The organism is Agromyces sp. S2-1-8 (assembly GCF_021129215.1).
Classification (GTDB): domain Bacteria; phylum Actinomycetota; class Actinomycetes; order Actinomycetales; family Microbacteriaceae; genus Agromyces; species Agromyces chromiiresistens.
In genome coordinates, this window is sequence record NZ_JAJOLP010000001.1 from 3,561,946 (window position 1) to 3,578,887 (window position 16,942).

At 71.5% G+C, this 16,942-nt stretch carries 13 protein-coding genes; 6 read left to right on the top strand and 7 right to left on the bottom strand.

Annotated elements, in window-relative coordinates:
* Positions 1 to 30: 30 nt before the first annotated feature.
* The 7 genes from gcl to LR269_RS16205 form a co-directional block, all read right to left on the bottom strand.
* On the bottom strand, positions 31 to 1,818 hold the full coding sequence (gcl, locus tag LR269_RS16175) for a glyoxylate carboligase (protein WP_231431785.1): 1,788 nt from the start codon (positions 1,816 to 1,818) through the stop codon (positions 31 to 33).
* Between the two features lie 54 nt (positions 1,819 to 1,872).
* Positions 1,873 to 2,751 (bottom strand): 2-hydroxy-3-oxopropionate reductase, encoded by an 879-nt coding sequence (locus LR269_RS16180; protein ID WP_231431786.1) that lies wholly within the window; start codon positions 2,749 to 2,751, stop codon positions 1,873 to 1,875.
* 54 nt (positions 2,752 to 2,805) lie between these two features.
* Complete coding sequence (locus LR269_RS16185) at positions 2,806 to 3,630, bottom strand: hydroxypyruvate isomerase family protein (RefSeq protein WP_231431787.1); 825 nt, start codon at positions 3,628 to 3,630, stop codon at positions 2,806 to 2,808.
* A 358-nt stretch (positions 3,631 to 3,988) separates the two neighbouring features.
* Positions 3,989 to 4,801 carry a bifunctional allantoicase/(S)-ureidoglycine aminohydrolase gene (locus LR269_RS16190; RefSeq protein WP_231431788.1) on the bottom strand — a complete coding sequence of 271 codons (813 nt, stop codon included), beginning with the start codon at positions 4,799 to 4,801 and terminating at the stop codon, positions 3,989 to 3,991.
* Positions 4,802 to 4,838: 37 nt separating this feature from the next.
* Positions 4,839 to 6,179 carry an aldolase gene (locus LR269_RS16195; RefSeq protein ID WP_231431789.1) on the bottom strand — a complete coding sequence of 447 codons (1,341 nt, stop codon included), beginning with the start codon at positions 6,177 to 6,179 and terminating at the stop codon, positions 4,839 to 4,841.
* Positions 6,176 to 7,789, bottom strand: coding sequence for a malate synthase A (aceB, locus tag LR269_RS16200; RefSeq protein WP_231431790.1), 1,614 nt, complete (start codon positions 7,787 to 7,789; stop codon positions 6,176 to 6,178). Before aceB ends, LR269_RS16195 begins: the two co-directional genes overlap by 4 nt.
* A complete protein-coding gene (locus tag LR269_RS16205) occupies positions 7,786 to 9,240 on the bottom strand; it encodes an NADP-dependent malic enzyme (protein WP_231431791.1) in 1,455 nt (484 codons plus the stop codon). Before LR269_RS16205 ends, aceB begins: the two co-directional genes overlap by 4 nt.
* A gap of 225 nt (positions 9,241 to 9,465) precedes the next feature.
* Between LR269_RS16205 and LR269_RS16210 the strand changes: the two genes are divergently transcribed.
* From LR269_RS16210 to LR269_RS16235, 6 genes are all read left to right on the top strand, one after another.
* The gene (locus tag LR269_RS16210; RefSeq protein ID WP_231431792.1) at positions 9,466 to 10,221 is read left to right on the top strand and encodes an IclR family transcriptional regulator; all 756 of its coding nucleotides are present in this window, start codon (positions 9,466 to 9,468) and stop codon (positions 10,219 to 10,221) included.
* A gap of 322 nt (positions 10,222 to 10,543) precedes the next feature.
* Positions 10,544 to 10,717 carry a hypothetical protein gene (locus tag LR269_RS16215; RefSeq protein WP_231431793.1) on the top strand — a complete coding sequence of 58 codons (174 nt, stop codon included), beginning with the start codon at positions 10,544 to 10,546 and terminating at the stop codon, positions 10,715 to 10,717.
* Positions 10,718 to 10,970: 253 nt separating this feature from the next.
* The gene (locus tag LR269_RS16220) at positions 10,971 to 12,458 is read left to right on the top strand and encodes a xanthine dehydrogenase small subunit (RefSeq protein ID WP_231431794.1); all 1,488 of its coding nucleotides are present in this window, start codon (positions 10,971 to 10,973) and stop codon (positions 12,456 to 12,458) included.
* Positions 12,455 to 14,872 carry a xanthine dehydrogenase molybdopterin binding subunit gene (gene xdhB, locus LR269_RS16225; RefSeq protein WP_231431795.1) on the top strand — a complete coding sequence of 806 codons (2,418 nt, stop codon included), beginning with the start codon at positions 12,455 to 12,457 and terminating at the stop codon, positions 14,870 to 14,872. Before LR269_RS16220 ends, xdhB begins: the two co-directional genes overlap by 4 nt.
* Positions 14,873 to 14,888: 16 nt before the next feature.
* The gene (gene xdhC / locus LR269_RS16230; protein WP_308191663.1) at positions 14,889 to 15,875 is read left to right on the top strand and encodes a xanthine dehydrogenase accessory protein XdhC; all 987 of its coding nucleotides are present in this window, start codon (positions 14,889 to 14,891) and stop codon (positions 15,873 to 15,875) included.
* Positions 15,872 to 16,639: an SDR family oxidoreductase gene (locus LR269_RS16235; protein ID WP_231431796.1), complete on the top strand. Its 768-nt coding sequence runs from the start codon at positions 15,872 to 15,874 to the stop codon at positions 16,637 to 16,639. Before xdhC ends, LR269_RS16235 begins: the two co-directional genes overlap by 4 nt.
* Positions 16,640 to 16,942 lie beyond the last annotated feature (303 nt).

Below are 16,942 nucleotides of genomic sequence, written 5' to 3' on the forward strand. Positions count from 1 at the left end.
CTTCCGTGTCGTGAGGACGATGGACAGGCGTCAGTCGAGCAGGGCGTAGACGGCCTCGGGCGCGTCGTCGGGCGTCTCGGCGAGGTCTTCGAACTCGTTCATGGTGTCGAGGTCGGCGCCCATCGCGATGTTGGTGACGCGCTCGAGGACGACCTCGACGACCACCGGCACCTGGAACTCCGCCTTCAGGCGCTCGGCCTCGGCGAAGCCCGCCGCGAGGTCCTCTGGGCGCTCGACGCGGATCGCCTTGCAGCCGAGGCCCTCGGCGACCTTGACGTGGTCGACGCCGTAGCCGGTGGCGACGCTGGCGGGATCGAAGGGGGTGTTGACGTTGTCGAACGCGAGCGACACCTCGTAGTCCATCTCGAAGCCGCGCTGCGACTGGCGGATGAGTCCCAGGTAGCTGTTGTTCACCACGACGTGGACGTACGGCAGCTGGTGCTGCGCACCGACGGCGAGCTCTTCGATCATGAACTGGAAGTCGTAGTCGCCCGAGAGCGCGACGACCTTCGCCTCGGGCTTGCCGCGCACGACGCCGAGCGCGGCGGGCAGCGTCCAGCCCAGCGGGCCGGCCTGGCCGGCGTTGATCCACTGGCGCGGTTCGTACACGTGCAGCAGCTGGGCGCCCGCGATCTGCGACAGGCCGATCGTGGTGACGTACGTGGTGTCGTGGCCGAACGCGGAGAGCATCTCCTGGTAGACGCGGTGCGGCTTCATCGGCACGTCGTCGAAGTTGGTCTTGCGCTGCAGGCGCGCCTTTCGGTCGCGGCATTCCTCGGCCCAGCCGTGGTAGTCGGGCAGCTCGGCGACACGGTCGCGGGCCGCCTCGAGCAGGGCGTCGATGAACGCGCCCGCGTCGGAGACCACGCCGTAGTCGGGTGCGAACACGCGGCCGATCTGCGTCGGCTCGATGTCGACGTGCACGAAGGTGCGGCCCGTGCGGTAGGTGTCGAGGCCGCCGGTGTGACGGTTCGCCCACCGGTTGCCGATGCCGAGCACGAAGTCGCTCTCGAGGAAGCTCGCGTTGCCGTACCGCTGCGAGGTCTGGATGCCGACGAGCCCCGCCGCCAGCGGGTGGTCGTCGCCGATCGCACCCCAGCCCATCAGGGTCGGGAACACGGGCACGCCCAGGGTCTCGGCCAGTTCGACGAGCTTCGCGGAGGCGCCCGAGTTCACGACGCCGCCGCCCGCGATGATCGCGGGGTGCTTCGAGGCGACGAGCAGGTCGAGCACCTTCTCGGCCTGCGCGCGGGTCGCGGCGGGCTTGGCCACCGGCAGCGGCTCGTACGTGTCGATGTCGAAGTCGATCTCGGTCATCTGCACGTCGAACGGCAGGTCGATGAGCACGGGGCCCGGGCGGCCCGACCGCATGATCTGGAACGCCGACTGGAAGACGCCGGGCACCTGGGCGCCCTCGAGCACGGTCTTCGCGAACTTCGTGACCGGCTTCGCGATCGAGGCGATGTCGACGGCCTGGAAGTCCTCCTTGTCGAGCTTCGCGACGGGCGCCTGGCCCGTGATGCACAGCATCGGGATGGAGTCGGCGATCGCGGCGTAGAGGCCGGTGATCATGTCGGTGCCCGCGGGGCCCGAGGTGCCGATGCAGACGCCGATGCGGCCGTCGCCGGTGCGGCTGTAGCCGTCGGCCATGTGCGAGGCGCCCTCGACGTGGCGGGCGAGGGTGTGCCGGATGCCGCCGTTCGCGCGCATCGCGGAGTAGAGGGGGTTGATCGCGGCACCGGGCAGCCCGAAGGCCTCGGTGGCGCCCTCCTTGATCAGGATCTGCACGATGGCGTCGACGGCGCGCATGCGGGTCATGGGAGTGCTCCTTCGGAGAGAGGTGGAGAACGTGGGTGGATGCCGCGGCGCGAGTTATTCGCGGCCGGCGAGCTCGGTCGTGAGCTTGAAGAGGCCCGAGTGGTCGAGCCCGCCGTCGCCGCGGGCGACGAGCGAGGTGACGAGCTGGGCGACGGCCGAGCCGAGCGGAACGGTGATGCCGGCCTGGCGTGCGGCGGCGGTGACGATGCCCAGGTCCTTGTTGTGGAGCGCGAGGCGGAATCCGGGGGCGAAGTCGCGGTCGAGCATCTTCTGCCCCTTCTGGTCGAGGACCTTGGAGCCGGCGAGTCCGCCGCCCAGGACCTTCAGCGCGGCGTCGGTGTCGACGCCGAAGGCTTCGAGGAAGACGACCGCCTCGGCGAGCGCCTGGATGTTGACGGCGACGATGAGCTGGTTGGCCGCCTTCACGGTCTGGCCGGCGCCCGCGGGGCCGACGTGCACGATGGTCTTGCCGATGCCCTCGAGCACGGGCAGGGCCTTCGCGAAGTCGCCCTCCGAGCCGCCCACCATGATCGAGAGCACGCCGTCGACGGCGCCCTGCTCGCCGCCCGAGACGGGCGCGTCGACCGCGCCGAATCCCTTCGAGACGGCCTCCTCGGCGAGCTCCTTGGCGACGTCGGGGCGGATCGATGAGTTGTCGATCCACAGGGTGCCCGGCTCGGCGTTGGCGAACACGCCGCCCTCGCCGCGCACGACGGACTCGACGTCGGGCGAGTCGGGCACCATCGTGATGACGGCCTCCGCGCCCTTCACGGCGTCGGCGATGCTCGCGGCACCGCGGCCGCCCGCCGCGACGAGCGCGTCGATGGGCGCCTGGCTGCGGTTGAAGCCGGTGACATCGTGGCCGGCGGCGACGAGGTTCTTGGCCATGGGCAGGCCCATGATGCCGAGGCCGATGATCGCGATCTTGCTCATGAGTTGGTCCTTCGTGTTGCGTCGTGCGGGTCGGTCGGTGCCTGCGCGTGGCGGTCAGGCGGTGGCGGCGGTACTGGTCGCAGCGCTCGGCTCGGCGCCGGCGAGCCAGGTGAACGCCTCGTCGATCGGGGCCTTGTACTCGAGGCCGATCGGGCCGCCGTAGCCGAGCTCGCGGCTGCGGGCGATCCACGCCTCGAGCGGCAGCCCGCCGGTGCCGGGGGCACCGCGGCCCGGGTCGTCGGCGATCTGGATGTGGCCGAACGAGGGGGCGTGCGCCTCGATGACGGCGGCGACGTCGTCGCCGTTGACCGCGAGATGGTAGAAGTCGGCGAGGAGCTTGAGGTTCTCGGCGCCGGAGGCCGCGTTCACGGCGTCGATCACGCGCAGCGCGTCGGCCGCCGTCTTCAGCGGGTACGCCGGGGCCCCGGAGACCGGCTCGAGCAGCACGGTGCCGCCGATCGGGGCGACGCCGGCCGCGGCCGCCGCGAGGTTCTCGATCGCGACCGCGTCCTGCTCGGCCGTGTCGACGCCGTCCTGCCGGAGGCCGTACAGGGCGTTGAAGCCCTTCGTGCCGAGCGCCCGGCCGATGCCGGCCACGACCGCGATGTTGTCGCGGAACTCGGCCGAGCGCGCGGGCCACGAGACGAGGCCGCGGTCACCGGCGGGCATGTCGCCCGCGTTGAAGTTGAGGCCCGTCAGCTGCACGCCCGCGTCGCGGATCGCGCCGATGAAGGCGTCGACGTCGCGGTCGGCGGGCACCGACTCGGCGAACGGCCACCAGAACTCGACGGCGTCGAAGCCGGCGGCCTTGGCCGCGGCGGGGCGCTCGAGCAGGGGCAGCTCGGTGAGGAGGATCGAGCAGTTCACCGTGTACGTCATCGTCGACTTCCTTCGCGTATCTTTTTCCGTATTCCGGAAGAATTCTTCTGCTGTATGAAATCGTAGGCGCCGAGTGGCGAGACGTCAACCCTCGTCGGACGCTCGCCGCGGCATCCGCGACGAGATGTCGGAGAATTCAGCACCCAGAGCTCGAAGCGCCAGCCGAACGGCCGATTCCTCCGACATCTCGGCGCGGGGCGCCCCGGACACGACGAAGCGCCCGGCGACGATACGTCCCGGGCGCCCGTGTGTGAACACCTTTCAGGGAGGGGTGTGGCGGGCACGGGGTGTCATGGCCGTCTTCGACCGCAGAACACCCCTGCTTCCCACACCCCGTCCTGAAAACGGATGCCGCGACTCAGGTGAGCCGGATCTGCCGGTTCATGTCCTTGTACAGGAGGTAGCGGAACGGCTCGGGGCCGCCCGCGTAGCAGGCCTGCGGGCAGAACGCGCGCAGCAGCATGTAGTCGCCCGCCTCGCACTCGACCCAGTCGTCGTTGAGCCGGTAGACGGCCTTGCCCTGCAGCACGAACAGCCCGTGCTCCATGACGTGGGTCTCTGCGAACGGGATCGATCCGCCGGGCTGGAACGTCACGATGTTCACCTGCATGTCGTGCGCGAGGTCGTTCGAGTCGGTGAACCGCGTGGTCGCCCACGCCCCGTCGGTGTCGGGCATCGGCACGGGCTCGATGTCCTGGTCGCGGGTGACGAACGACGCCGGCGGCGCGATGCCGTCGACGGGTTCGTACGCCTTGCGGATCCAGTGGAAGCTCGTGAGCTCCGCGCCCTCGTTCGCGAGCGACCAGTCCGCCCCCGGCGCGAGGAAGGCGTAGCCGCCGGCCTCGAGCACGTGCCGCTCCCCCTCGAGCGTCAGCGTGAGCGAGCCGGTCGTCACGAACACGACGCCCTCGACGCCGGGCTCGACCTCGGGCTTCTCGGCACCGCCGCCCGGCGCGATCTCGACGATGAGCTGCGAGAAGGTCGTGGCGCCGCCCGCGACGGGCCGGGCGATGATCCACGACCGCGTGCCGCGGAAGCCGGGCAGGTTGCTCGTGACGATGTCGCGCAGCACGCCCTTCGGGATGAAGGTGTACGCCTGCTTGACGACGGCGCGGTCGGTGAGCAGGTCGGTCTGCGGCGGCAGCCCGCCCTGCGGGGTGTAGTAGCTCATGCGTGTTCCTCGTGATCAGGGGTGGGTCGCGACATCCTCAGTCGTTCGCCGCAGTCGCGGCGAGCTTCGGATGCGCGAGCAGGGTGAGCGCGCGCCGGTCGATGCCGATGTCGGCGACGATCTCGGCCTCGCCGACCGCGCCGCATTCGACGCCGCGCAGCACGAAGTCGGCGAGCGCGCGGGCCGTGGCGGGTTCGTCGAGCACGGCGCCCGGCGTGCGCTCGAGATAGTTGCGCAGGCGTGCGGATGCCTCGGGGTAGCCCTCCCGGAAGAAGGCGTAGGTCGCGAGGTACCGGGTCGGAAGCTGGTGCGCGTGCAGGTCCCAGCCCTGGTAGAACCCCCGCTCGAGCGAGCGGCGCACGAGCCGGGCGTGCAGGCGCCACGCCTCCTCGGTGCGGTCGCCCAGCGGCAGGATGTTCGTCGAGCCGTCGGAGAGGCGGATGCCGGTGCCGGCCACCGCGAGCTGCATGACCTCCTTCGCGAGGTCGGCGACGGGGTGCTCCATCGACTGGTAACGGGCCGCGATCTGCAGCGAGGCGCTGTAGTCGTAGGTGCCGTAGTGCAGGGCGCTGATGCGTCCGGGCGCGGCGACCGCGAGCTGCGCGACGGGCGACGTGCCGCCCGAGCCGAGGATGAGCTGCGGCGTCTCGACCTGCACCTCGAAGCGCAGGCGCCCGTCGGGCAGCCCGTGGGCGCGCTCGAGCGCGGTCACGACGTCGACCATCGCCTCGACCTGCGCGACCGTCGTGACCTTCGGCAGGGTGAGCACGAGCCCGTCGGGCAGGCCGGCGGGGCCCGATTGCGCGACGAGCGCACCGATGAAGAGATCGAGGGTGCGGATGCCTCGTGCCCTCGTGGGCGCCTCGAAGCACTTGAAGCGGATGCCGATGAACGGCGGCGCGACCCCCGCCGCGACGGCGGCGGCGACCTGCTCGGCGGCGCGCACGGCATCGGCGTCCTCGGTCTCGTCGCCGCGGTCGCCGTAGCCGTCCTCGAAGTCGAGGCGAAGGTCTTCGATGGGCTCGCGGGCGAGTTTCTCCCGCACTCGCGGCGCGATGCGCGCCGCGAGTGCGGGATCCACCCCGATGCGGACGGCGAGCGCCTCGAACCCGCCGTTCGCAGTCACGGACTCCTCGGCTGCGCGGCCCCACGCCGCGGGCAGTTCGGGAGTGAAGGTGTCGGCCGGCACGTACACGGTGTGCACGGGCTGGCGGGAGCCGTCGTCGCCCGGGTAGACGGTCGCGAGCAGCTCGTCGGTGTCGGCGAGCCGCGCCTCGACGCGAGCCAGGTCGTCGGCGGTCAGGGCGGTGCGGGGCACGGCGGCGCCTGGCAGCGCCGTGCCCGGTGCGCCCGCGACGTCACTGGCTGCCATGCTCATCCCAGCAGCTCGTAGGCGGGCAGGGTGAGGAAGTCGACGTACTCGTCGGAGGTGCAGATCTCCTCGATGAGCTCGGCGGCCGGCTCGTAGTAGGCGGCGAACCGCTCGGCGGGGACCTCCCCGCGGAGGCGGTCGACCTCTTCGGCGAGCACCCGGCGCACGAGCTCGACGGTCACGGTGTCGCCGGTGTCGGCGAGCACGACGCCGTTCCTCACCTGCTGCCAGACCTGCGAGCGCGAGATCTCCGCGGTCGCGGCATCCTCCATCAGGTTGTGGATCGCGACGGCGCCGTTGCCCGACAGCCAGACCGCGGTGTAGGCGACCGCGACGTAGAGGTTGTCGTGCAGGCCCGCCTCGGTGACGTCGCCGCCTGCGGAGGCGACGTCGAGCAGCTGGGCCGCGGTGACCTCGACCTCGGGGCGCAGCTTGTCGAGCTGGTTCGGGCGGGCCCCGAGCACCTCGTCGAACACCTCGCGGCAGACGGGCACGAGGTCGGGGTGCGCCACCCACGAGCCGTCGAAGCCGTCGTTCGCCTCGCGGGTCTTGTCGGCGCGCACCTTGTCGAAGGCCGCACGGGTGACCTCGAGGTCGTTGCGGTTCGGCACGACGGCGGCCATGCCGCCCATCGCGAAGGCGCCGCGTCGGTGGCAGGTCTTCACGAGCAGCTCGGTGTAGGCGCGCATGAACGGCGCCGTCATCGACACCTGCGCCCGGTCGGGCAGGATGAACGCGTCGCCCGCGTCGCGGAAGACCTTGATCAGGCTGAACAGGTAGTCCCAGCGGCCGGCGTTGAGGCCCGAGGCGTGCTCGCGCAGCTCGTAGAGGATCTCGTCCATCTCGAAGGCGGCCGGGATCGTCTCGATGAGCACCGTCGCGCGGACCGTGCCGCGGGCGATGCCGAGGTACTGCTGCGCGAACACGAACACGTCGTTCCAGAGGCGGGCCTCGAGGTGGCTCTCGATCTTCGGCAGGTAGTAGTACGGGCCCTCGCCGTTCTCGATGAGCTGCTTCGCCGTGTGGAAGAAGTGCAGGCCGAAGTCGACGAGCGAGCCGCTGCCCTCGCGCCCGTCGACGACCACGTGCCGCTCGGGCAGGTGCCAGCCGCGGGGCCGCGTGACGACCGTGGGGCGACGCACGTCGGTGCGGAGCGCGTACGCCTTGCCCTGCGGAGACGTGAACGCGAGCGTGCCGCGCGCCGCGTCGCGGAGGTTCAGGATGCCGCCGACGACGTTCTCCCAGTTCGGGGCGGCGGCGTCCTCGAGATCGGCGAGCCACACGCGCGCCTCGGAGTTGAGGGCGTTGATCGCCATCTTCGCGGGCGACGGCGGCCCCGTGATCTCGACCCGGCGGTCGAGGAGCGCCTCGGGGGCGGGGGCCACGCGCCACTCGGACTCGCGGATCTCGCGCGTCTCGGGCAGGAAGTCGAGGGTGCCGCCGGCGGCGATGCGGTCGCGCTTGACCGTGCGGGCGGCGAGCAGCTCGAGGCGGCGCCCGTCGAACTCGCGGTGCAGCGCCTCGACGAAGGCGAGCGCCTCGGGCGTCAGGATCTCGTCGGCACCGTCGATCTCGGCGGGGCGGGTGATCCGAAGGGAACTGGTGTCGGTGCTCATGCGGCGGCTTCCTGCGTCTCTGCGGTGGGCTCGGTGTCGGCGGCAGGAGCGCTCTCCTGCCGGGCGTCTTCGCGGTGCGCGGCGCCGGCGACGGCTTCGGCGACGGCACGGGCGACATCCGGGTCGAAGACGCTCGGGATGATGTAACTCGCGTTGAGTTCATCATCGCGCACGCACGACGCGATCGCCTCTGATGCGGCCACGAGCATCTCGGGCGTGATGTCGACGGCGCCCGAGTCGAGCAGCCCTCGGAAGAAGCCGGGGAAGGCGAGCACGTTGTTGATCTGGTTCGGGAAGTCGCTGCGCCCCGTCGCGACGACGGCCGCGTGGCGGGCCGCGACGACCGGGTCGACCTCGGGGTCGGGGTTCGCCATGGCGAAGACGATCGCGTCGTCGGCCATGCTCTCGATCTCGGCCTCGCCGAGCAGGTTCGGGGCACTCACGCCGATGAAGACGTCGGCGCCGGCGAGCACCTCGGCGAGCGAGCCGGTGAGGCCCTCGGCGTTGGTGTTCGAAGCGAGCCGGGTGCGGTGCTCGTCGGCGTACCGCTCGCCGCGGTGGATGGCGCCGTTGCGGCCGCAGGCGACGATGTTCACCGCCCCCTCGGCCTTGAGCAGCTGGATGATCGCGTTGCCGGCCGCACCGACCCCGGACACGACGATGCGCACCGTGTCGAGGCGCTTGCCGACGACGCGCAGCGCGTTCATGAGCGCCGCGAGCGTGACGATCGCTGTGCCGTGCTGGTCGTCGTGGAAGACGGGGATGTCGAGCTCCTCGCGCAGGCGCCGCTCGATCTCGAAGCAGCGCGGCGCGGCGATGTCCTCGAGGTTGATGCCGCCGTAGACGGGCGCGAGGGCCTTGACGATGCCGATGATCTCCTCGGTGTCCTGCGTATCGAGGGCGACCGGCCAGGCGTCGATGTCGGCGAACTGCTTGAAGAGGGCGGCCTTGCCCTCCATCACGGGGATCGAGGCGGTCGCGCCGATGTTGCCGAGGCCGAGCACCGCCGAGCCGTCGGTGACGACGGCGATCGTGTTGCCCTTGACGGTGAGGCGGCGGGCGTCGGCGGGGCGGTCGGCGATCGCGAGGCAGACCCGGGCGACGCCGGGGGTGTACGCGCGGGAGAGGTCGTCGCGGTTGCGGAGCGGCGTCTTCGGCACGATCTCGAGCTTGCCGCCCTGGTGCAGGCGGAAGGTGCGGTCGGCGACCTCGTGCACGACGACGCCCTCGCGTGCGGCGAGCGCTGCGGCGACCTGGGCGGCGTGCTCGGCGCTCCCGGCGTAGCAGGTGAGGTCGACGAGCACGCGATCGGTGCTCGACTCGCTGACGTCGACCGCGGTGATGACCGCACCGGCGTCGGCCGCCGCGACGACGAGTTCGCTCGTCGCGGTGACGCCGGCGGGCGCCTCGACGCGGAGCTGAATGGAGTAACCGGGACTGGGATTCGCCATCGGATCGACTTTCTTGAATGCCCGCGTTGTTTCAAGCGCGGCGGTTTCCGTATTACGGATGTTAATGTCTGCCATTCGGAAACTCAACCCCGGGATGCGGCGACCGTGACCGGCACGGGAATCCGCTCGCCGCCCATCGTGGAGTCGTGCGGTATGTTGACTGCAACCCGGCAGGTTTTCCGCGATGCGGATATGGTCTGCCACGATCACGAACGGGAGCAGCGCATGGCGGAGGGCCAGCCCGAAGGCGTCAAGTCGGTCGCGAGGGTGTTCGACCTGCTCGAGCTGATCGCCGACGCCGGCGGCGACGTCACGCTGAGCGAGCTCTCGACGATGGCCGAACTGCCGCTGCCGACGATCCACCGCCTGCTCCGCACGCTCGTCGCGCTCGGCTACGCGCGTCAGCTCGCGAACCGCCGCTACGCGCTCGGACCACGCCTGGTGCGCCTGGGCGAGGTGGCCAACCGCCAGTTCGGGCGGCTCGCCCGCCCCCAGCTGAAGGAGCTCGTCGAGCGGCTCGGCGAGACCGCGAACCTCGCGACCCTCGACGGCGACCAGGTCATCTACGTCTCGCAGGCGCCGTCGCCGCACGCGATGCGCATGTTCACCGAGGTCGGCCGCCGCTCGCACCTGCACGCGACGGGCGTCGGCAAGGCGATCCTCGCGCAGCTCGACGACGACACCGTGCGCGACATCATCAGTCGCACCGGCCTGCCCCAGTCGACCGTGCACTCGATCGACTCGATCGACGCACTGCTCGAAGACCTGCGCGTCACGCGCGAGCGCGGCTACGCGATCGACGACGGCGAGCAGGAGATCGGCGTGCGCTGCTACGCGATGACCGTGCCGGGTGCGCCCATCCCGACGGCGGTCTCGGTGTCGGGCCCGGTCGCCCGCGTCGACGAGGACTTCGCCGAGCGAGCCATCCCCGTGCTGCGCGAGGTCGTGCAGGAGATCGCCGACGCCACCGCCGCCGCCTGACGCCGCGCGAACGCCACGCGGTTCGCGCCGCACACCCCCGCACGCGCGCACCCGCGCACCCGCGCGCCCGCGCGCCCGCGCGCGCTCCCGCACCCGCACCCGCATCCGCACCCGCACCCGCACCCCCACCCGCACCCGCATCCGCCGATCGCCGAGTGTCGCCGTTCCGACCGAATGATGCCGACGCTTCGGCAACCCTCGGTCGGAACGGCAACGCTCGGTGGAGACCTCTTGACGCGGCATCCCTCATCGTCATACTCTTTCCGTGATTCAGAATTATGCTTCCGTCATTCGGAAGCTGCTCGAGGAGAGGAGGGTGACGATGCGCGACCGCCACGACCACGAGGACGCCGCGCGCGTCAACCGACCGCTCGCCGTGAGCTACGCCTCGATCGAGGTCGATCCCGACATCTACATTCCGGCGCGCGCCGACCGACGGGGCTTCTTCGCCCGCTGGTTCCACCGCGCGCCCGAGCTGAGTCGCCGGGTGGCCTGACGCGAGCGACGCGCGCACGCACGCACGCACGCACGCGAGCACGCGAGCACGCGAGCGACGCGCGCACGCGCGCACGCACGAGCACACGACTGAATATCCGTTCTGCGAAATAGGGATTCCGAATCGCAAGAACTACCTGCCACCGACGCAGTACTATCGGTATGTACTGCTGAAGCAGGCGCGGTGCGAGGTGGGGCCACCGGGGCCCCGGTGCCGCAGGCGTCATCGACGACGCCTCACCCGAGGAGATCCCATGGACGAGATCGCCATCACCGTCAACGGGCTTCGACGCCCGCTCGAAGGTGCCACCGCCCACACCACCGCGCTCGACTGGCTGCGCGACACCGGGCTCACGGGCAGCAAGGAGGGCTGCGCCGAAGGCGAGTGCGGCGCGTGCGCGATGCTCGTCGCGACGCCCGGCACCGACGGCGGCACCGAGTGGACCGCGGTCAACGCGTGCCTCGTGCCCGTCGCCGCGCTCAACGGCCAGGAGGTGGTGACGGCCGAGGGGCTCGGCTCCCCCGAGTCGCTGCACCCGGTGCAGGAGAAGCTCGCCGAGGCGGGCGGCTCGCAGTGCGGCTACTGCACCCCGGGCTTCGCCTGCAGCATGGCGGGCGAGTACTACCGCGCCGACCGCGTTCCGGCGCCGGCCCACGCGCACGACGTGGTCGACGAGCACGACGAGGGATGCCTCGTGCACGACGCCGAGCACGGGCCGAACGGCTTCGACCTGCACGCCCTCAGCGGCAACCTCTGCCGCTGCACCGGGTATCGCCCGATCCGCGACGCCGCCTACGAGCTCGGCATGCCCGAGCCGGGCGACGAGCTCGCCGCTCGCCGCGACCGCCCCGCTCCCGCAGCGGTGCCGACCGACTTCACGGCGGGCGGCGGGCGGTTCGTCCGGCCGGCGACGCTCGACGAGACCCTGCGACTGATCCGCGACGAACCGTCGGCACTGCTCGTGGCCGGGTCGACCGACCTCGGCGTCGAGGTCAACCTGCGCGGCCGCCGCGCCCCGCTCGTGGTCGCGGTCGAACAGCTCGACGAGCTGCGCACGCTCAGCGTCGGCGACGACGTGATCGAGATCGGGGCGGCACTGCCGCTCACCGAGGTCGAACGCCGGCTCGACGGCCGGGTGCCGCTGCTCGCCCAGCTCTTCCCGCAGTTCGCGTCGCGACTGATCCGCAACCGCGGCACGTTCGGCGGCAACCTCGGCACCGGCTCCCCCATCGGCGACACCCCGCCGGCGCTCCTCGCGCTCGGCGCCCGGCTGGTGCTCGCCTCGGCCGACGGCGAGCGCGAGGTCGAGCTCGCCGACTACTTCACGGGCTACCGGCAGACGATCCGCCGGCCCGACGAGCTCATCCGCGCGGTGCGCATCCCGCTCCCGCTCGCGCGCGTCACGGCGTTCAACAAGATCGCGAAGCGCCGCTTCGACGACATCTCGAGCGTCGCGCTCGGCTTCGCACTCGACCTCGAGGGCGGCGTCGTCACGAACGCCCGCATCGGACTCGGCGGCGTCGCCGCGACCCCGCTTCGCGCGTACGACACCGAGGCCGCACTGATCGGCAAGGCCTGGAACATCGCGACCGTCAAGGCGGCCTCGACGGTGCTGCAGGGCGAGGGCACGCCGATGAGCGACCACCGCGCCTCGAGCGACTACCGCTCGCTCATGCTCGGCAGTGCGCTGCTGAAGCTCTACTCGACCACGATCCACGACGACAAGGAGGTGTCGGCATGAGCGCCCTCGCCGACCGTCCCGCCAACCCCGTCGTCGGCCGTCGTGCCGCGCACGAGAGCGCCGCGCTGCACGTGACCGGCGCCGCCATGTACACCGACGACGTCGCCGGCCTCTCGACGGGGGTGCTCACCGCGTGGCCCGTGCAGTCGACGAACGCGCACGCCCGCGTGACGATCGACGTCGCCCCCGCCTACGACGTGCCGGGCGTCGTGCGCGTGCTCACCGCCGACGACGTGCCCGGTCTCAACGACGCCGGCATCAAGCACGACGAGCCGCTCTTCCCGAGCGAGGCCATGTTCTACGGGCACGCCCTCGTCTGGGTGCTCGGCGACTCTCCCGAGTCGGCCCGCCTCGGCGCCGAGGCCGTGAAGGTCGAGTACGAACCGCTGCCGTCGATCATCACGGTGCGCGAGGCGATCGACGCCCGCTCGTTCCAGGGCATCGCCCGCACCGTCGAGCGCGGCGACGCCGCGACCGCCATCGCGGAGGCCGACCGCGTCTTCGAGGGCGTCACCGAGTTCGGCGGCCAGGAGCACTTCTACCTCGAGACGCAGGCCTCGTTCGCCGTGCGCGACAGCGAGGGGCAGTACTTCATCCAGTGCTCGACGCAGCACCCGTCCGAGACGCAGGAGATCGTCGCGCACGTGCTCGGCATCCCCTCGAACGAGGTGACCGTGCAGCAGCTCCGCATGGGCGGCGGCTTCGGCGGCAAGGAGATGCAGCCGCACGGACTCGCCGCGATCGCCGCACTGGGCGCGAAGCTCACCGGCCGTCCCGTGCGCCTGCGGCTCAACCGCACGCAGGACCTCACGATGACGGGCAAGCGCCACCCCTTCCACATCACGTGGAAGGTCGGCGTGAGCGCCGACGGGTACCTGCAGGGGCTCGACGCGACGCTCACCGCCGACGGCGGCTGGAGCCTCGACCTCTCCGAGCCGGTGCTCGGCCGCGCGCTCTGCCACCTCGACAACGCCTACTGGATTCCGAACGTGCACGCGCACGGGCGCATCGCGAAGACGAACAAGACGTCGAACACGGCGTTCCGCGGCTTCGGCGGCCCGCAGGGCGTCTTCCTCATCGAGGACGTCCTCGGCCGCATCGCCCCTGAGCTCGGCATCGACCCGACCGTGCTGCGCGAGCAGAACTTCTACGTCCAGGGCCAGTCGACCCCGTACGGCCAGCTGGTGAAGGACGCCGAGCGGATGCCGCTCATCTGGTCGCAGCTGAAGGGCGAGTGCGACTTCGACGCGCGCAGCGCCGAGGTCGCGGCGTTCAACGCCGAGCACGACGACGTGAAGCGCGGACTCGCGATCACGCCCATCAAGTTCGGCATCTCGTTCAACTTCGCCGCGTTCAACCAGGCCGGCGCGCTCGTGCACGTCTACAAGGACGGCTCGGTGCTCATCAACCACGGCGGCACCGAGATGGGCCAGGGCCTGCACACGAAGATGCTGCAGGTGGCCGCGACCGCGCTCGGCCTCGAGCTGCACCAGGTGCGACTCGCACCGACCCGCACCGACAAGGTGCCGAACACCTCGGCCACCGCGGCCAGCTCGGGCTCCGACCTCAACGGCGGCGCCGTGAAGAACGCGTGCGAGCAGATCCGCGAGCGCATGGCGAAGGTCGCCGGTCGGCTGCTCGACGTCGACGAGCGCGACGTGCGCTTCGAGGGCGGCTACGTCACGGGCCTCGGCAACCGCGACCTGCGGCTGAGCTTCGCCGAGGTCGCCGAGGCGGCGTACCTGCAGCGCGTACAGCTCTGGGCGGCGGGCTACTACCGCACCGAGGGGCTGCACTGGAATCCCGATCTCATGCAGGGCTCGCCCTTCAAGTACTTCTCCTACGGTGCCGCGGCGACCGAGGTCGAGGTCGACGGCTTCACGGGTGCCTACCGGGTGCGCCGCGTCGACATCATCCACGACGTGGGCGACTCGCTCTCGCCGATGCTCGACATCGGCCAGGTCGAGGGCGCGTACGTGCAGGGTGTCGGATGGCTCACGCTCGAGGAGCTCCGCTGGGACGAGACCGACGGCCCCGGCCGCGGGCGCCTGCTCACCCAGTCGGCCTCGACCTACAAGCTGCCGAGCTTCTCGGAGATGCCCGAGGAGTTCAATGTTCGCCTGTTCGAGAACGCCCGCGAAGACGGCGCGGTCTACGGTTCGAAGGCTGTCGGCGAGCCGCCGCTCATGCTCGCGTTCAGCGCCCGCGAGGCGATCCGCACGGCGGTCGGGGCGTTCGGCCCGGCCGGCCGCGGCGTCGTGCTCGGCTCCCCCGCGACCCCCGAGGCGGTCTACTGGGCGGTCGAGGCGGCGCGGGCCGAGGCATCCGCCGAGTTGGATGCCTCGGAGCAGAGCCGCACGGGCGTCGGCGCCGACGCGGGCCCCGAGCCCGCGTTCGCGGGCGCGGACTCTTGAACGGAGGTCGCGCACGATGGACTGGCTCGACGCGCTCCGACGCCTCCGCGACGCGAGGACGCCCGCGGTGATCGTCACGCTCGCCATCGTGCGCGGCCACGCGCCGCGCAACGGCGGCGCGAAGATGGTCGTCGCACCCGACACGGTGTTCGGCACCGTCGGCGGCGGCAATCTCGAGCAGACGGCGATCGACCGAGCGCGCGACCTGCTCGCGACCGGCTCGGCCGAACCCGAGCTGCTCACCCTGAAGCTCAGCGACAAGGCCACGACCGAGTACGGCGTGCAGTGCTGCGGAGGAGAGGTCACCCTCATGCTCGAACCCGTGCGGGTCGTGCCGTCGGTCGCCGTGTTCGGCATGGGGCACGTGGGCCTCGAGCTCGCGCGCATCCTCGCGCGGCAGGAGCTCGAACTGCACCTCGTCGACTCGCGGGCCGAGATGCTCGCGCCCGAGCGCCTCGGCATGCCCGGCGTCTCGGGTGTGCTCGCCGACGCCGTCGCCGACGTCCGGGTGCACCACGAGCCCGTGCCCGAGGCGGGCCTCGTTGGGCTGCCGCCCGGCGCCCATGTGCTGATCATGACCCACGACCACCTCGAGGACCTCGCGATCACCGACAGCGCACTGCGCCGCGAGGGTCTGGGATCGATCGGACTCATCGGATCGAAGTCGAAGTGGGTGAGGTTCCAGGCGAAGCTCACCGAGCTCGGCCACGACGACGCGGCGCTCGCGCGGGTGACGACGCCGATCGGCATCCCCGAGGTGGCGGGCAAGGCGCCCGCGACGATCGCGGTGAGCGTGGCGGCCCGCATCCTGCAGCTCATCGAGGAGGCGCAGCCGGCCGAGGTCGACGATACCGACGCGGGGGCCGACGCGGCCGCAGGCGCCGACGCGGCCCGGGTCGCCGATGCCGACAAGGCGGAGGCCGATGTCGCCGACGCGGCCGAGGCCGATGTCGCCGTCGCGGCCGACGACCCTCGGGTTCCGGGCGCGGGATCCGCGGCATGACCGCGCCGACGCGATCGGTCATCGTCACGGGAGCCGGCACGGGCATCGGGCGGGCGACCGCCCGGGCCCTGCTCGCCGCAGGCTTCTGCGTCACGCTCGCGGGGCGGCGCAGCGCTCCGCTCGAGGAGGCCGCCGCGACGGGCGACGACGGCACGAGGCATGCAGATGCGCTCGTCGTGCCGTGCGACGTCACCGACGCAGCCGAGGTCGACGCACTCGTCGCCGCCCATGTCGAGCGTTTCGGGCGGCTCGACGTGCTCGTGAACAACGCGGGCGTGCCCGGCCCCATCGCCGACGTCGGCGAGCTGCGGCCCGACGACTGGGCGGCCGTCGTCGCCGTGAACCTGACGGGTGCGGTGCTGTGCGCCGGGGCGGCGTTCCGGCAGATGGCTGCCCAGCACCCGAGCGGCGGACGCATCATCGACAACGGGTCGATCTCGGCGCAGTCGCCGCGTCCGAGGTCGGTCGCCTATACGACCACGAAGCATGCGATCGCCGGACTCACGAAGTCGATCGAACTCGACGGCCGGCCGTACGGCATCAGCTGCACGCAGCTCGACGTCGGCAACGCTCGCACCGAGCTGCTCGACGGGTTCGTCGGCGAGGGTGCGCTGCAGGCCGACGGGCGCCGCGTCGTAGAACCGACCATGGACGTCGCGATCGTCGCCGGCCTCATCGTGCAGCTCGCCTCGCTGCCCTCAGAGGTGAGCGTGCCGCAGCTGACGGCGACCGCCGCGGGCATGCCGTTCATCGGCCGCGGCTGAACACCCCGTCGACGCCGGCGACCGTCGTCGCCGATCAGGGCGCGTCCATTCCACGGCGATGGGGTCATGGGGTCATGGGCCATGGGCCATGGGGCCATGGGGCCATGGGGCCATGTGGCCATGTGGCCATAGGTCGCGCACGTTGTGGTCATGCGGTCGTCAACCGCCCGCTCTAGTGCAGGTCGCTCCGACTGCCGGCATCATGACCGCTCCCCCGCCTCCGGCATCGCGACCGCTCCCCCGCCCTCGGCATCGCGACCGCTCCCCGCCCCGGCTCTCCACCCACACAGCCTGTCGACAAGT

Coding starts and splice junctions, on each gene's coding strand:
- LR269_RS16180 (WP_231431786.1), bottom strand. CDS start 2,751: ATGAGCAAGATCGCGATCATCGGCCTCGGCATCATGGGCCTGCCCATG.
- LR269_RS16195 (WP_231431789.1), bottom strand. CDS start 6,179: ATGAGCATGGCAGCCAGTGACGTCGCGGGCGCACCGGGCACGGCGCTG.
- LR269_RS16190 (WP_231431788.1), bottom strand. CDS start 4,801: ATGAGCTACTACACCCCGCAGGGCGGGCTGCCGCCGCAGACCGACCTG.
- gcl (WP_231431785.1), bottom strand. CDS start 1,818: ATGACCCGCATGCGCGCCGTCGACGCCATCGTGCAGATCCTGATCAAG.
- LR269_RS16215 (WP_231431793.1), top strand. CDS start 10,544: ATGCGCGACCGCCACGACCACGAGGACGCCGCGCGCGTCAACCGACCG.
- LR269_RS16205 (WP_231431791.1), bottom strand. CDS start 9,240: ATGGCGAATCCCAGTCCCGGTTACTCCATTCAGCTCCGCGTCGAGGCG.
- xdhC (WP_308191663.1), top strand. CDS start 14,889: ATGGACTGGCTCGACGCGCTCCGACGCCTCCGCGACGCGAGGACGCCC.
- aceB (WP_231431790.1), bottom strand. CDS start 7,789: ATGAGCACCGACACCAGTTCCCTTCGGATCACCCGCCCCGCCGAGATC.
- LR269_RS16220 (WP_231431794.1), top strand. CDS start 10,971: ATGGACGAGATCGCCATCACCGTCAACGGGCTTCGACGCCCGCTCGAA.
- LR269_RS16235 (WP_231431796.1), top strand. CDS start 15,872: ATGACCGCGCCGACGCGATCGGTCATCGTCACGGGAGCCGGCACGGGC.
- LR269_RS16185 (WP_231431787.1), bottom strand. CDS start 3,630: ATGACGTACACGGTGAACTGCTCGATCCTCCTCACCGAGCTGCCCCTG.
- xdhB (WP_231431795.1), top strand. CDS start 12,455: ATGAGCGCCCTCGCCGACCGTCCCGCCAACCCCGTCGTCGGCCGTCGT.
- LR269_RS16210 (WP_231431792.1), top strand. CDS start 9,466: ATGGCGGAGGGCCAGCCCGAAGGCGTCAAGTCGGTCGCGAGGGTGTTC.